This window comes from Streptococcus mitis (genome assembly GCF_002096815.1).
Classification (GTDB): Bacteria; Bacillota; Bacilli; order Lactobacillales; family Streptococcaceae; genus Streptococcus; species Streptococcus mitis_AD.
Genome location: NZ_NCVJ01000021.1, coordinates 226622 through 240866, shown reverse-complemented (window position 1 = coordinate 240866; position 14245 = coordinate 226622). Strand labels below are relative to the sequence as shown.

Genomic DNA, 14245 nt, shown 5'->3' with positions numbered 1-14245 from the left:
AGCATGTTAAGAATATACCGAATTATCAGAAAATTGTCAACACTTTTCTTGAACTTTTTCGATGATAACGTTTTCCTCTCGATGAAGATTGCCCACAAAGGGTGTTTCCAGCTCTTGGATATGACAAACCCTGACTTTTTTTATAAACTTTTCCTTGCCCAAGCGCCCGACCAATTGCTCCATTTCTTGAGTTGGAACATAGAGTTGTAAGTAACGATGTTTCTTGGAATGATAGGTAATATCTCCATAATCCTGCAATTTTTTGGCATCACGATTATAGTAAAGATAGATAATCAAGCCAGATCGATTGACTTTTTCAAACATGATAAATCCTCTTTCTAAGAAATCTCTCCCTATTATACCAAAAAAAGCAAACCCAGTCGAGTTTGCCTTCTTTGATCATTAATTCAATGAATTGTTGGCCATGATTTCATCAATAAAGCCATATTCAAGTGTTTCTTGGGCACTCATCCAGTTATCGCGTTCTGCATCTGCGTGAACTTTTTCGATTGACTGACCTGAATTTTCAGCCAAGATTTTTTCCAAGGTATTACGAGTTTTAAGCAAGTGTTCTGCAGCGATCGCCATATCGGTTTGCTGAGTACCTCCACCTGTACCACCCATTGGTTGGTGGATCATATACTCTGCATTTGGAAGCATGAAACGTTTGCCTTTTGCTCCACTTGATGCAATGACCGTCCCCATAGATGCTGCCATTCCCATAACAATGGTTTGGACATCTGCCTTGATAAAGTTCATGGTATCAACGATTGCCAAACCAGCTGAAACGGAACCACCAGGTGTATTGACATAAAGGTAAATATCCTTTGTACTATCTTGGGCATCCAAGAAAAGCAACTGGGCAATAACAGAGTTGGCCATATTGTCTTCAACTGGGCCTGTCAGCATAATGATGCGGTCTTTAAGAAGACGTGAGTAAATATCGTAGGAACGTTCTCCACGGCTTGTTTGTTCAATAACTACAGGAATCATTTATTTCTCCTTTTGAGTTTTAATTTTATTGGTCAAATGACTGAAGATAAGACTATTATAATATCTTGGTCAAAAAAGGTCAAATTTTTGCTCTGTTTTCATTAGACAGAAACAAAAATTCAACCTCCTTTCGTGACTGGAAATCCTTTTCCAAGTCAATCTCTTTTTTATTTTATTTTGTACCGAACAAGCGGTCCCCAGCATCTCCAAGACCTGGAACGATATAACCGTGTTCGTTCAAGCGTTCATCCAAGGCTGCTGTAAAGATTTCTACATCTGGATGAGCTTCTTGAAGGGCTTTAACACCTTCTGGAGCAGATACAAGGCAGACAAATTTGATATTTGATGCGCCACGTTTTTTAAGAGAATCAACAGCCAAGATTGCTGAGCCACCTGTTGCCAACATTGGGTCTACCACAAAAATTTGACGTTGGTCAATATCTTCAGGCAATTTCACCAAGTACTCAACTGGTTGAAGCGTTTCTTCATCACGGTACATACCAATGTGGCCAACTTTAGCAGCTGGAACCAAGCTCAAAAGTCCATCCACCATCCCGATACCTGCACGCAAGATTGGAACGATAGCCAATTTCTTACCTGCCAATTGTTTTTGAACTGTTTTTGTGATTGGTGTTTCGATTTCCACATCTTCTAGTGGAAGATCACGAAGTACTTCATACCCCATCAACATTGCAATCTCATCTACTAGCTCACGAAAAGCTTTTGTAGAAGTATCTGTACGACGCAAGATTGACAATTTGTGTTGAATCAATGGATGATTAATAACTTCAATTTTTCCCATTTTTGGAATTCCTTCTTTCAATTTATTCTTCTTATTATACCAAAAAACGGTTTAAAAATCTTTCTAAACCATTTATTTTTGATAATTTTTCACATTAAATCAGCCTCTTTAAGAGCTGCCTGCACTGTCTCAAGTGGTAAATGGGTTAATTCTGTTCCCTTTTCTTGATAAAGGTATTGGGCATAGTCGTCCATTCGGTACTGGTTGATATAAACCACGCGCTTACAACCAACCTGAAGCAATTGTTTGGTACAATTCAGACATGGAAAGTGGGTCACATAGGCTGTAAAGCCTTTGGGAACCCCACGTTCTGCACCTTGGAGAATGGCATTAACTTCTGCGTGAAGAGTGCGAACACAGTGACCTTCAATGACCAGACATTCGTGATCAATACAATGCTCAGTCCCTGACACCGAACCATTATAACCAGTGGAAATAACTTTATTATCCTTTACCAGAATTGCGCCCACTTTGGCACGTTTACAAGTGGAACGATTGGCAATTAGTAGAGCTTGGGCTGCAAAATACTCATCCCATGCTAGTCTTTCTTCAGTCATATCTCTTCTCCTTTTTCTCTATTTTTTAAAAAATGGTAACCGTAAATCTGCAATCTTTTCAGCAGGTACCTTCATGCCATCCTTGATCCATTTTAAAAGGACTGAGACGATGGCTGAACTCCAGAAGGAATGAAGATAAGAGCTGACACCTTTTGATTTTCCATGGTATTTTTCCAGAAACTCCTGCATGGCTTGGACAAAGATTTTTTCCAGATGGTAATCTAAGGCAAGTTGAATCACTCTGGCTTCCTTTCTTGCTTCTCGGAAAAGGTGAACCCAGACCAGATAAAGGTCTGTCTTTAAATCATAATGATGCAACTGTTCCATAATATTGTGGACAGTTCGTTTAAATACGCTTTCTAAAATCTCCTCTTTGGAATCATAATTGCGATAAAAGGCCGCACGAGAAACGCCTGCACGTTTGACCAATTCAGAAATACTAATCTTGGTCAGGTCCTTTTTTTCCAAGAGTTGCAAGAGGGCTGTTTCGATGGCTTCTCTAGTTAATAAATTGGATTCTTGGTTTGATTTTCTGAGATTTTCAAGAGACTTTTCAGAGATTCTACGTTCAGACATAACATTTTCTTTCTACTTGTCACAACAGACGGATGAGGCTTTTGTTTCAAGGGCTTTCATGATATAATTGTAAAAAAAGACAGAACCTTTGTCAATGTATAACTGATAAAGATGGAGAATTTCTATGACTTGGAAGATTATTGCTGACTCTGGTTGTGATTATCGTCAGCTGGCAAGACCAGCTATTGACACGACCTTTGTAAGTGTGCCCTTAACCATTCAAGTAGCTGATCAGGTCTTTGTTGATGATGCCAGTCTTGACATTGACCAAATGATGGAAACCATGTATGCAACTGCAGAAGCTTCAAAATCAGCTTGTCCAAGCCCAGATGATTATTTGCGAGCATTTGAAGGAGCCAAAAACATTTTCCTAGTAACCATAACTGGTACTCTTTCTGGAAGCCACAATAGTGCTCAACTAGCAAAAAATATTTATCTGGAAGAACATCCTGATACTAAAATTCATATAATTGATAGTTTGTCTGCTGGTGGGGAAGTTGACTTGCTCGTAGAAAAAGTGAATGACTTGATCGACCAGGGCTTATCTTTTGAAGAAGTGGTTGAAGCTATCACCGCCTATCAAGAAAAAACCAAGTTACTTTTTGTCCTAGCTAAAGTCGATAACTTGGTGAAGAACGGCCGTTTGAGCAAGCTTATCGGTACGGTCGTTGGCCTTCTCAATATCCGTATGGTCGGAGAAGCTAGTGAAACTGGAACTCTCGAATTGCTACAAAAAGCACGAGGACCAAAGAAATCAGTTCAAGCTGCCTATGATGAAATCATTAAAGCTGGATATGCTGGTGGCCGTATTGTCATGGCCCAACGTAATAACGAGAAATGTTGCCAACAGCTTTCAGACCGAATACGTGAAACCTTCCCACAGGCGGATATTAAAATTCTCCCAACATCTGGTCTCTGCAGTTTTTATGCAGAAGATGGTGGTTTGCTGATGGGGTATGAAATTGATTAATTGCATTCTTGACAAGAGGTGACTTCATCTCTTGTTTTTTTGTGGTACAATAGAGCTATGAAACATTTTGATACTATCGTCATTGGTGGAGGTCCTGCTGGTATGATGGCTACGATTTCCAGTAGCTTTTATGGACAGAAAACCCTCCTCATCGAAAAAAATCGGAAACTTGGAAAAAAATTAGCTGGTACTGGTGGGGGACGTTGCAATGTAACCAACAACGGAACTCTAGATGACCTACTAGCTGGCATCCCTGGAAATGGGCGCTTTCTCTACAGTGTCTTCTCCCAATTTGATAACCATGATATCATTAATTTTTTTACAGAAAATGGTGTTAAACTTAAGGTCGAAGACCACGGACGCGTCTTTCCTGCTAGTGACAAGTCTCGGACCATTATCGAGGCCTTGGAAAAGAAAATCACTGAACTCGGTGGTCGAGTTGCTACTAAAACGGAGATTGTTTCGGTTAAAAAGATAGACGACCAGTTTGTCCTTAAGTCCGCAGACCAAACCTTCACTTGTGAGAAACTCATTGTCACAACTGGTGGGAAATCCTATCCCTCTACTGGTTCGACTGGTTTTGGTCACGAGATTGCCCGTCATTTTAAGCATACCATTACCGATCTTGAAGCCGCTGAAAGTCCTTTGTTGACAGATTTTCCACACAAGGCCTTGCAAGGAATTTCATTGGACGATGTGACCCTAAGCTATGGTAAGCATGTCATCACTCACGATTTGCTCTTTACCCACTTTGGTTTGTCAGGCCCTGCTGCTCTGCGTATGTCCAGCTTTGTCAAGGGCGGAGAGGTTCTCTCACTGGATGTTCTACCTCAACTTTCTGAGAAAGACTTGGCTACATTTCTAGAAGAAAATCGGGAAAAATCTCTAAAAAATGCCTTAAAAACTTTACTTCCAGAACACTTGGCAGAATTTTTTGTGCCAGGCTATCCTGACAAAGTCAAACAACTGACTGAAAAGGAACGCGAACAACTTGTCCAGTCTATCAAGGGACTTAAAATTCCTGTAACTGGTAAAATGTCCCTTGCTAAGTCCTTTGTTACCAAAGGGGGCGTCAGTCTCAAGGAAATCAATCCCAAAACTCTAGAAAGTAAGCTGGTACCTGGACTCCACTTTGCTGGCGAGGTACTGGATATCAATGCCCACACGGGTGGGTTTAACATCACTTCTGCCCTCTGTACTGGTTGGGTGGCGGGATCAAACCCAATCTAAATCTGAATTATTTAATGGCTAAATCAGCCCCAAAAGAAAGGAAGTCCTTTGGAACATATTATCTTGTTAAGGGGAGTTACTCCTAATGGAAAAAATGCTATCCCTAAAATGTCTTATCTAGTAGATATCTTAACAGAAGCCGGTTTTCAACAAGTTCGAACCTATATTCAAAGTGGGAATATCATTCTTGAAAGTGATTTAGATTTAGAAGAAATACGAGAATGTGTTCATACTCTGATAAAGGAAAAAATTGGGGCCGACTTAAAAATGGTTATCAAGAACAAAAGTGATTTTAAAAAAATTGTCCAAGAAAACCCTTTTGGAGAACACTATCTTTATGACCGTATACACGTGATTTTTTATCAAGAATCTATTCAAAGCCTCCCTTTAGACAAATTGAAAATTGATTACGGTGAAGAAGAAATTTGTATTGGTAACCACTGCCTTTACCTCTATCTCCCTAGAACTGCTAAACAAAAGAAACTCCATACCAACTATCTTGAAAAGCTTTTTAATGTAGATTTGACCATGCGAAAACTAAATGTGGTAGAAAAATTATTAAGCAAATAGTGCTTGAATTTAGTAAAAATCGGAAGAATGCTCCTCCGATTTTATTTTGTCTGAGTTTGGACATAATAGGCAATCACATCTGATGTGTACTGGGCTGTTCCAGGTCCAAATTTGTCAATGTTTTCCTTAAATTCTGGGTTGTAGACGTAGCCTTTACCGATATAACCAAATACCTCAATAGAGCAGTCAAATCCATAAGTACGGATGGCTTGCAAGAGTTTAGCGGCTTCTTCTTGATTTTCGGTTGCTGTTACAGGTAGACCAGCTTGAAGATTTTGTGACAAGGCTCGAAAAACTTGGTTGAAGGCAGCCGTAGCTTCGTCTTCGTGACCTTTTTGGCGCTCCAGCGCTTGGTCCATGACTTCTTGTCCATATTTCTCTACCGCCTCTTGGTGGTATTTTTGATGGTCTTGGTAGTTAAATCCAGCAAATTTCTCTTGAATGCTCATTTCTCTTTCTCCTTTTTGTTCTTTAATGGTTTTTTGCAAGGTTGAAATCAAGGTATCCAGATGTTCCCTTTCTCGAGTCAAATAGTCCAACTGTCTGGTCAGATGGGGCAATAAATCTGTCCTTTCTTCCTTTAATAGCTCTGCTATTTTTTCTAAAGAAAAACCTAGATATTTGTAATAAAGAATAACCTGAAGGCGTTCCAAATCCTCCTGACTATAGGTTCGATAGCCATTTTCCGACTTTAAAGGAACCAAAAGTCCTATCTTATCGTAGTGGTGTAGGGTCTTGACAGAGACGCCCGAAAGCTGCGCAGCTTCTTTTATATGGTACATGATTTCCTCCTTATACTCAATGAAAATCAAAGAGCAAACTAGGAAGCTAGCCGCAGGCTGTACTTGAGTACGGTAAGGCGACGCTGACGTGGTTTGAATTTGATTTTCGAAGAGTATTACATTGATAGTATAACCCCTCCCCTTAGGTCAGAGTCAAGCGTTTTTGCGAAATTTTTTACTTTATCATAACATGAAAATGGTTTTCTTGACAGACCTTAGAAAACATGATAGGATAGTCAAGTCTATCAATCGAAAGAAAGGCTCATTTTGAGTACTGATGAGGCTATTTGCCAAGGGCAGTAGCTTTTTCTTTTGTAATACTAATTTTAGGAGTTTAACTATGTCTGAAAAATCGCAATGGGGTTCTAAACTGGGCTTTATCCTAGCATCTGCTGGTTCAGCCATCGGACTTGGTGCCGTTTGGAAATTCCCTTACATGACTGCTGCTAACGGTGGAGGAGGCTTTTTACTAGTCTTTCTCATCTCCACTATTCTAATCGGTTTTCCCCTTTTGCTAGCTGAGTTTGCCCTCGGCCGAAGTGCTGGTGTCTCAGCTATCAAAACCTTTGGAAAACTGGGCAAGAATAGCAAGTACAACTTTATCGGTTGGATTGGTGCCTTTGCCCTTTTTATCCTTTTATCGTTTTACAGTGTTATTGGTGGCTGGATTTTAGTCTATCTAGGCATTGAGTTTGGAAAATTGTTCCAACTTGGTGGAACGGGTGATTATGCTCAGTTATTTACTTCAATCATTTCAAATCCAGCCATTGCCCTAGGAGCTCAAGCGGCCTTTATCTTATTGAATATCTTTATTGTATCACGTGGGGTTCAAAAAGGGATTGAAAGAGCTTCGAAAGTCATGATGCCCCTGCTCTTTATCATCTTTGTTGTCATCATTGGGCGCTCTCTCAGTTTGCCAAATGCCATGGAAGGGGTTCTTTACTTCCTAAAACCAGACTTCTCTAAGCTGACAAGTGCTGGTCTCCTCTATGCTCTGGGACAATCTTTCTTTGCCCTCTCACTAGGGGTTACAGCCATGCTGACATATGCTTCTTATTTGGACAAAAAAACCAATCTAGTCCAGTCAGGGATTTCCATCGTAGCCATGAATATTTCAGTATCTATCATGGCGGGTCTAGCCATTTTCCCAGCCATGTCAGCCTTCAATATCCAATCTGAAGGGGGACCGAGCCTGCTCTTTATCGTCTTGCCTCAGCTCTTTGACAAGATGCCTTTTGGAACCATTTTCTACATCCTCTTCCTCATGCTCTTCCTCTTTGCGACGGTCACTTCTTCTGTCGTTATGTTGGAAATCAATGTAGGCAATATCACCAATCAGGACAACAGCAAGCGTGCCAAATGGAGTGTTATTTTAGGAATTTTGACCTTTGTCTTTGGAATCCCTTCAGCCCTATCTTACGGTATTATGGCAGATGTTCATATTTTTGGGAAGACCTTCTTTGATGCTATGGACTTCTTGGTTTCCAATCTCCTTATGCCATTTGGAGCTCTCTGCCTTTCACTTTTTACAGGCTATATCTTTAAAAAGGCTCTTGCAATGGAGGAACTTCATCTCGATGAAAAAGCATGGAAACAGGGACTGTTCCAAATCTGGCTCTTCCTTCTTCGTTTTATCATTCCTATCATCATCATCGTGGTCTTTATCGCCCAATTTATGTAATCAAAAAGGACTTGAGTAATGAACTCAGGCCCTTTCTTTTTTATGGATGACTAACAATCAATTCCAAACCTTGCCCTTCCAGAATCCAAGCTTCAACATCACTTGGTAGGATAAAGTGGCTGCCTTTTTGGATTGGATAGTTTTTTCCGTCAACAGTTAGCTGACCTTGACCAGCTAAGACACTGAATAAGGTGTAATCAGCTGTCTTCTCAAAATCAACTTTTCCAGTGATTTCCCACTTGTAAACTACAAAGAAATCATTAGATACAAGGAGAGTGGAACGCAAATCATCTGCTTTAACAGTTACAGGACGGCTATTGGCAGGCTCTCCAATGTTCAAAACATCGATAGATTTTTCAAGGTGAAGTTCACGCAAGTTGCCATTATCATCCTTACGGTCAAAGTCATAGACGCGGTAAGTTGTATCACTAGACTGTTGGGTTTCAAGAATCAAGATGCCTGCCCCGATAGCATGCATGGTGCCACTTGGCACATAGAAGAAATCTCCAGCCTTAACAGGAACTTTTGTCAGCAAGTCCTCCCAGTTTTTATCCTCGATTTGCTGGCGGAGTTCTTCTTTTGACTTAGCATTGTGACCGTAGATAATCTCTGAACCTTCATCCGCTGCGATAATGTACCAGCATTCTGTTTTTCCAAGTTCGCCTTCATGCTCCAGTCCATAAGCATCATCTGGGTGAACTTGGACGCTGAGCCAGTCGTTGGCATCCAGAATCTTAGTCAAAAGCGGAAATACAGGTTCTGGACGATTGCCAAACAATTCACGGTGTTCTGCATACAAAGTAGCTAGGTCTGTTCCCTCGTAACGACCATTGGAAACTTTAGAGACTCCATTTGGATGAGCTGAGATGGCCCAGTATTCTCCGATTTTTTCACTTGGGATGTCGTAGCCAAACTCATCACGTAGCTTGGTTCCACCCCAGATTTTTTCTTGCATAACTGATTGTAAAAATAATGGTTCTGACATCTTATTCTCCTGTCTGATTTTTCTCCCCTCATTATAGCAAAAAGCCAGGTCTAATTGAACTCTTTTTCCTATTATATAAAGTAGAGAGAAGATTTTATAAAAATAGTGAACAAATGTGCTCTACTCAATACTTGCACCATTGCTGGCAATGACATCCTTGTACCAGTAGAAGGATTTCTTCTTGCTCCGTTTGAGACTTCCTTGACTCGCATTATCTCGATCCACATAGATAAAGCCATAGCGCTTGTTCATTTCGCCCGTTCCAGCTGAAACCAAATCGATACATCCCCAAGTCGTATAACCGAGCAAGTCAACCCCATCTTGGTAAATGGCATCTCGCATAGCCTTGATGTGGGCCTCTAAATAAGCAATTCGATAGTCATCCGCTACATAGCCATTTTCATCTGGCGTGTCTATAACACCGAGTCCATTTTCTACGATGAACATAGGTTTTTGGTAACGATCCCAGATGGCATTGAGGGTGATACGAAGTCCCAATGGGTCAATCTGCCAACCCCATTCAGAGGATTCCAGATAAGGATTTTTGATAGAGGCAAAGACATTTCCAGCGGTCATATTCCTCACTTCTGGATCCCCTGAGGCCACTCGGCTCGCATAGTAAGAGAAGGAAACAAAGTCAACAGTATGATTCTTCAACAACTCTAAATCTTCTGCAGTCATTTGAATCTCGATTCGCTCACGCTCCCACTGCTTCTTGGCGTAGTTTGGGTATTCCCCACGCGCTTGAACATCAATGAAGAAGTAACTCTTGCGGTCTTCCTCCATGGCTGCCCAGTAGTCTCTTGGATGGGCTGTGTTAGGATAGTATTGCCCTGCAGCCAACATACATCCCACCTTATTTTCTGGGTCAATTTCGTGGGCAATCTTTGTCGCAAGAGCTGAAGCTACCAACTCATAGTGTGCAGCCTGATATTTAACCAGTTCTTGATTTTCTCCTTCTTCAAAACAGAGCCCAGCTCCCATAAAAGGGGCATGGAGAATCATGTTGATTTCGTTAAAGGTAAGCCAATATTTGACCAAACCCTTATAGCGGGTAAAGAGTGTGCGACAAAGTTTTTCATAGAAGTCTAACATCCGACGATTACGCCATCCACCGTACTCTTCAATCAAGTGCATAGGACAGTCGAAATGAGTAATGGTTACCAGAGGTTGAATTCCATACTTATGACATTCCTTAAACAAATCCTCATAAAAGGCTAGACCAGCTTCATTTGGCTCGGTTTCGTCACCCTTAGGAAAAATCCGAGTCCAAGCAATGGATAGACGATAAGTCTTAAAGCCCATTTCCGCAAAAAGAGCAATATCTTCCTTGTAATGATGGTACATATCAATGGCTTCTTTGGCTGGGTAAAAATAACCCTCCTCAAACGAAAACATCTTTTTCTGACCTGTGATAATGGCTTCACGATCTGGACCGATGGGGACGACATCCACATTCGCCAATCCACGACCTTCTAAATTATAAGCACCCTCACACTGGTTGGCAGCTGTCGCTCCGCCCCACAAGAAACCATCCGGAAAAGTCAGTTTTTCGGTCATAACTCTACTCACTTTCTTATTTGCTTGTTCATTTACTTATATTATAACTTATTCTGTAAACCTTTTCTTATAAAATACTGTGACATACTGATACTATTCTACTATTTAAGTTTATCAGATTGTTTTTTAAAAAATTATCCTCTAGAAAAAGTAAATAGCCTCCCCTGAAACAAAAAAGAAGACTGAAAACTAGTCTCCTCTGTTCCTTTTAAATCAAAGCTGTAATAACCGTCACTAGGCCAAAAATAATACCTGGTGCATTAGCTGCTGCAAGGGGGATATCTCTTTCTTTTTTGAAAAGACCGTAGTAAACCCAGAGACTACAGTTGATGGCAGCAACCAAGGGCTGGATGAAATTTCCTTTTTGACCAGCCAGATTGTTCATGATTTGTGGGAAGTAAGACACATACATCATAACAGACATAAAGGTCGCTACCCAACCTAAAATTTTCATTTGTTTTTCAGACATTTTCAAAACCTCTTTCATTTTTACTGAATCTTATTTTAAAATATTCTTTCAAAACAATCAAGTCTTTAAAACTTTTGTTATAAAGATATAAACTATCACAATCTTGTTATAAGAAAGAGGGAACAGAAAAAAGACCGAATTGCTCCGTTCTGTTTACTCAATCAAATATTAGAAAATGAATACTCCTTTTCAATGAATCGATTGATTGATGGTAAATAAGCCGTTAGAAATTATTGACAGTATCGAAATTTTCTAGTAAAATGAATTTTGTTAATACCTAAATGGTGTGTAGTTTTCTATCAACATAGTCAGGAGAAAAGGAACTTATGCTAAAAAAATTTAATGAATTGTCACTGAAAGATAAGGCTTATCTAATTGGCGGTTTGAGCTTATTAGTCATTGTGATCTCATTTGGTCTACTCAATCGTCAAACAGTAACTGTCAGTCTTGTCTTTACACAACTATCTGCTCCCTTGATTTTGGTGATTTTTACTTGTCTAGTAATCGGGATCATTGCTGGTAGTGCTATTGGTATTAGCTATCACCATAACAAGACTCAAGATCTGAGAAGCCGCATTGCTGAAGCAGAAGCGACTATCAATATAAAAGACAGGGAGCTTGTCCAGTACGAGGAACAGGTGCAACAATTAAAACAGGAAGCCAAACAATAAGTGTAGAAATCATAACCACCCGTGAAAACGGGTGGTTTTTTGTCTCGCACCTAACGGAGCGAGACGGACTGAAAGTCGCATAAATACAAAAAAGATCGAATTGCTCCGATCTTTTTAAGTTTCACTCCAAGAATGTTTAGATAAAAAATTTGATAATAGAATTACCTACTTCATACGATAAAAATCAATCACTAGACCAGCAGGCCCTTTAACTAATAAGGACTCTGTTCCCCAATCGGTTACAGTTGGTCCGTTTAAAACCTGGATACCAAGTTCTTTCAACCGTTGGTAATTCTGGTCTACATCCTCAACCTCGATATGAAGAATGATTCCTGACTGAAAATCTTCCAAAGGAATCAAATGATTTTGGGACAACATCAGACAGTGACTGCCAATCGTAAACTGAGCAAAACTGTCATCAACATAATCGGGCTTTTTATCCAAAATACGCTCCAAGTCAGCACAGACTTGGGGAACATCTGAAACGATAATATCTAATTGATTTAAATTCATTTACTATCCTCCATAAAAAGACCGGATTGCTCCGATCTTTTTAAGTTCCACGAAGGAATTATTTAATTGCGCGTGATTGCAATCCTTCTTCTTCCAAGAAGAGGCGGAATGGTACGAGTTCTTCTGCTTCGTATTTTTCCTTGAAGTCTTTGATTGCTTCTTCTGAGTGAAGTTTTGGATCCAATTCAAGTACTTCTACTGGAAGTGGACGGTGTGGAGTGATGCGAGCATCGATCACAACAGTTTTACCTTCTTTGTTGAGTTTAACAGCTTCTGCAACAACTGCATCGATGTCTTCGATACGGTCAACTGTAAATCCTACAGCACCTTGAGCTTCAGCGATTTTCGCATAGTCAGCATTAGGGAAGTCACAACCAAACAAGTGTTTGTTTGTGTCTTCGTATTTGTCCTTGATGAAGGCATATTTACCATTTGAGAAGACAACGTTGATAACTGGAAGGTCGTATTGAACGTTTGTGATAACGTCTGGGTAGCACATGTTGAATGCACCGTCACCCATGATGTTCCATACTTGGCGATCTGGATTGTCTTTCTTAGCAGCGATACCACCAGGAAGGGCAATACCCATTGTCGCAAAGAGTGGAGATGTACGCCACATGTTCTTAGGTGTCATGTGAAGGTGACGAGTAGATGTTTGAGTAGTGTCACCTACGTCGATTGAGTAGATAGCGTCTTGATCAGCATGTTTGTTGATTGCATTGTAAACTTGATACAATTGCAATTCACCCTCAGTTTTACCTTCGATTTTGTTCATGTAATCACGCCAGTTTTGGTTGTTCTTAACGTTTGCACGCCACCATGGAGTAGATTCAACTGGGTTCACTTTGTCAAGGATAGCTTTAGCTGCTTGACCTGCATCACCAAGGATTGAAGCGTCTAGGGCATGACGTTTACCAAGTTTGTAAGGGTCGATATCCACTTGGATGAATTTTTCAGTATTCTTGAATGCTTGGTAAACTTCAGCAAATGGGAAGTTTGAACCAAGGAAAAGAACTGTGTCTGCTTCAAAGACCACTTCGTTGGCTGGCTTCCAACCAACACGGTAAGCAGAACCTGTCAAACCTTCATAGTTCCATTCAAAGGCTTCAAAGTTTTTACCAGTTGTGATGATTGGTGCTTTGATTTTACGTGACAATTCAGTAATCACTTCACCAGCTTTAACACCACCGTAACCAGCATAGATAACTGGACGTTCAGCATTGTTCAAGATTTCAACAGCTTTGTCGATTTCAACTTCGTTCAAAGCAGGAGCGATGAATGAGCGTTCGTATGAACCTGAACCGTAGTATGAGTTTTCGTCAATTTCTTGGAAACCGAAGTTTACTGGGATTTCAACAACAGCTGGACCTTTTTTAGAAACTGCAGCACGGCAAGCTTCGTCAATAACTTTTGGCAATTGCTCAGCGTAAGCTACACGTTTGTTATATACAGCGATACCGTTGTACATTGGGTTTTGGTTCAATTCTTGGAAAGCATCCATGTTCAATTCGTTAACTGGACGTGATCCAAGGATTGCTAGGAATGGAGTGTTATCCATAGCTGCATCGTAAACACCGTTAATCAAGTGAGTCGCACCTGGACCACCTGAACCAACTGCAACCCCGATTGAGCCGCCGAATTTAGCTTGCATAACCGCTGCAAGAGCACCTGTTTCTTCGTGGCGAACTTGCAAGAAACGGATATCTTTGTCTTCAGCCAAAGCGTCCATCAATGAGCTGAGTGTTCCTGATGGGATACCGTAGATTGTGTCTACGCCCCATGTTTTCAATACATTAAGCATTGCTGCAGATGCAGTAATTTTCCCTTGAGTCATAATGATAACTCTCCTTCAAATATTTTTAAATCTACTAAAAAAGTTTCATATA

16 protein-coding genes are annotated in these 14245 nt (G+C 40.4%); 5 read left to right on the top strand and 11 right to left on the bottom strand.

The annotated features are described in order from the left end of the window. Positions 1-36: 36 nt before the first annotated feature. From B7696_RS07890 to B7696_RS07865, 5 genes are all read right to left on the bottom strand, one after another. On the bottom strand, positions 37-324 hold the full coding sequence (locus B7696_RS07890; protein ID WP_000462118.1) for a YlbG family protein: 288 nt from the start codon (positions 322-324) through the stop codon (positions 37-39). 78 nt (positions 325-402) lie between these two features. Next, positions 403-993, bottom strand: a complete 591-nt coding sequence (gene clpP, locus B7696_RS07880; protein ID WP_000613475.1) for an ATP-dependent Clp protease proteolytic subunit ClpP — start codon at positions 991-993, stop codon at positions 403-405. 172 nt (positions 994-1165) lie between these two features. Further along, positions 1166-1795 carry a uracil phosphoribosyltransferase gene (upp, locus tag B7696_RS07875; protein WP_000515974.1) on the bottom strand — a complete coding sequence of 210 codons (630 nt, stop codon included), beginning with the start codon at positions 1793-1795 and terminating at the stop codon, positions 1166-1168. 89 nt (positions 1796-1884) lie between these two features. Beyond that, positions 1885-2352: a deoxycytidylate deaminase gene (locus B7696_RS07870; RefSeq protein ID WP_084863095.1), complete on the bottom strand. Its 468-nt coding sequence runs from the start codon at positions 2350-2352 to the stop codon at positions 1885-1887. Positions 2353-2370: 18 nt separating this feature from the next. Continuing rightward, positions 2371-2928: a TetR/AcrR family transcriptional regulator gene (locus tag B7696_RS07865; protein ID WP_000004136.1), complete on the bottom strand. Its 558-nt coding sequence runs from the start codon at positions 2926-2928 to the stop codon at positions 2371-2373. Between the two features lie 124 nt (positions 2929-3052). On the opposite strand from B7696_RS07865, the gene B7696_RS07860 reads away from it, so the two are divergent. The 3 genes from B7696_RS07860 to B7696_RS07850 are packed head-to-tail and all read left to right on the top strand — an operon-like array spanning position 3053 to position 5698. Then, the gene (locus B7696_RS07860) at positions 3053-3898 is read left to right on the top strand and encodes a DegV family protein (RefSeq protein WP_024057020.1); all 846 of its coding nucleotides are present in this window, start codon (positions 3053-3055) and stop codon (positions 3896-3898) included. A 57-nt stretch (positions 3899-3955) separates the two neighbouring features. Further along, positions 3956-5128: an aminoacetone oxidase gene (aao, locus tag B7696_RS07855; RefSeq protein WP_078228466.1), complete on the top strand. Its 1173-nt coding sequence runs from the start codon at positions 3956-3958 to the stop codon at positions 5126-5128. A gap of 48 nt (positions 5129-5176) precedes the next feature. Then, complete coding sequence (locus B7696_RS07850; protein ID WP_061864256.1) at positions 5177-5698, top strand: DUF1697 domain-containing protein; 522 nt, start codon at positions 5177-5179, stop codon at positions 5696-5698. Positions 5699-5739: 41 nt separating this feature from the next. Here the strand turns inward: B7696_RS07850 and B7696_RS07845 are convergent, their stop codons facing one another. Continuing rightward, positions 5740-6480 (bottom strand): MerR family transcriptional regulator, encoded by a 741-nt coding sequence (locus tag B7696_RS07845; RefSeq protein WP_084863093.1) that lies wholly within the window; start codon positions 6478-6480, stop codon positions 5740-5742. Positions 6481-6820: 340 nt separating this feature from the next. Here B7696_RS07845 and B7696_RS07840 point away from each other — a divergent pair, with 340 nt between their 5' ends. Then, complete coding sequence (locus B7696_RS07840) at positions 6821-8161, top strand: sodium-dependent transporter (RefSeq protein WP_084863517.1); 1341 nt, start codon at positions 6821-6823, stop codon at positions 8159-8161. A gap of 40 nt (positions 8162-8201) precedes the next feature. Here B7696_RS07840 and manA read toward each other — a convergent pair whose 3' ends face one another. The 3 genes from manA to B7696_RS07825 all read right to left on the bottom strand — a co-directional run bounded on the left by manA (position 8202) and on the right by B7696_RS07825 (position 11175). Continuing rightward, a complete protein-coding gene (gene manA, locus B7696_RS07835) occupies positions 8202-9146 on the bottom strand; it encodes a mannose-6-phosphate isomerase, class I (protein WP_001294313.1) in 945 nt (314 codons plus the stop codon). A gap of 120 nt (positions 9147-9266) precedes the next feature. Then, entirely contained in the window at positions 9267-10706 is a 1440-nt protein-coding gene (locus tag B7696_RS07830; RefSeq protein ID WP_084863091.1) for a 6-phospho-beta-glucosidase, read from the bottom strand. Positions 10707-10914: 208 nt separating this feature from the next. Continuing rightward, positions 10915-11175, bottom strand: coding sequence for a SemiSWEET family transporter (locus B7696_RS07825; protein ID WP_001291472.1), 261 nt, complete (start codon positions 11173-11175; stop codon positions 10915-10917). 326 nt (positions 11176-11501) lie between these two features. Between B7696_RS07825 and B7696_RS07820 the strand changes: the two genes are divergently transcribed. Then, on the top strand, positions 11502-11846 hold the full coding sequence (locus B7696_RS07820; protein ID WP_000913393.1) for a lipopolysaccharide assembly protein LapA domain-containing protein: 345 nt from the start codon (positions 11502-11504) through the stop codon (positions 11844-11846). A 165-nt stretch (positions 11847-12011) separates the two neighbouring features. On the opposite strand, the gene B7696_RS07815 is transcribed toward B7696_RS07820, so the two are convergent. Next, on the bottom strand, positions 12012-12359 hold the full coding sequence (locus B7696_RS07815; protein WP_001052638.1) for a VOC family protein: 348 nt from the start codon (positions 12357-12359) through the stop codon (positions 12012-12014). Between the two features lie 58 nt (positions 12360-12417). Beyond that, on the bottom strand, positions 12418-14193 hold the full coding sequence (gene spxB / locus B7696_RS07810; RefSeq protein ID WP_000191819.1) for a pyruvate oxidase: 1776 nt from the start codon (positions 14191-14193) through the stop codon (positions 12418-12420). Positions 14194-14245 lie beyond the last annotated feature (52 nt).

Coding starts and splice junctions, on each gene's coding strand:
- B7696_RS07890 (WP_000462118.1), bottom strand. CDS start 324: ATGTTTGAAAAAGTCAATCGATCTGGCTTGATTATCTATCTTTACTAT.
- clpP (WP_000613475.1), bottom strand. CDS start 993: ATGATTCCTGTAGTTATTGAACAAACAAGCCGTGGAGAACGTTCCTAC.
- upp (WP_000515974.1), bottom strand. CDS start 1,795: ATGGGAAAAATTGAAGTTATTAATCATCCATTGATTCAACACAAATTG.
- B7696_RS07870 (WP_084863095.1), bottom strand. CDS start 2,352: ATGACTGAAGAAAGACTAGCATGGGATGAGTATTTTGCAGCCCAAGCT.
- B7696_RS07865 (WP_000004136.1), bottom strand. CDS start 2,928: ATGTCTGAACGTAGAATCTCTGAAAAGTCTCTTGAAAATCTCAGAAAA.
- B7696_RS07860 (WP_024057020.1), top strand. CDS start 3,053: ATGACTTGGAAGATTATTGCTGACTCTGGTTGTGATTATCGTCAGCTG.
- aao (WP_078228466.1), top strand. CDS start 3,956: ATGAAACATTTTGATACTATCGTCATTGGTGGAGGTCCTGCTGGTATG.
- B7696_RS07845 (WP_084863093.1), bottom strand. CDS start 6,480: ATGTACCATATAAAAGAAGCTGCGCAGCTTTCGGGCGTCTCTGTCAAG.
- B7696_RS07840 (WP_084863517.1), top strand. CDS start 6,821: ATGTCTGAAAAATCGCAATGGGGTTCTAAACTGGGCTTTATCCTAGCA.
- manA (WP_001294313.1), bottom strand. CDS start 9,146: ATGTCAGAACCATTATTTTTACAATCAGTTATGCAAGAAAAAATCTGG.
- B7696_RS07830 (WP_084863091.1), bottom strand. CDS start 10,706: ATGACCGAAAAACTGACTTTTCCGGATGGTTTCTTGTGGGGCGGAGCG.
- B7696_RS07825 (WP_001291472.1), bottom strand. CDS start 11,175: ATGTCTGAAAAACAAATGAAAATTTTAGGTTGGGTAGCGACCTTTATG.
- B7696_RS07820 (WP_000913393.1), top strand. CDS start 11,502: ATGCTAAAAAAATTTAATGAATTGTCACTGAAAGATAAGGCTTATCTA.
- B7696_RS07815 (WP_001052638.1), bottom strand. CDS start 12,359: ATGAATTTAAATCAATTAGATATTATCGTTTCAGATGTTCCCCAAGTC.
- spxB (WP_000191819.1), bottom strand. CDS start 14,193: ATGACTCAAGGGAAAATTACTGCATCTGCAGCAATGCTTAATGTATTG.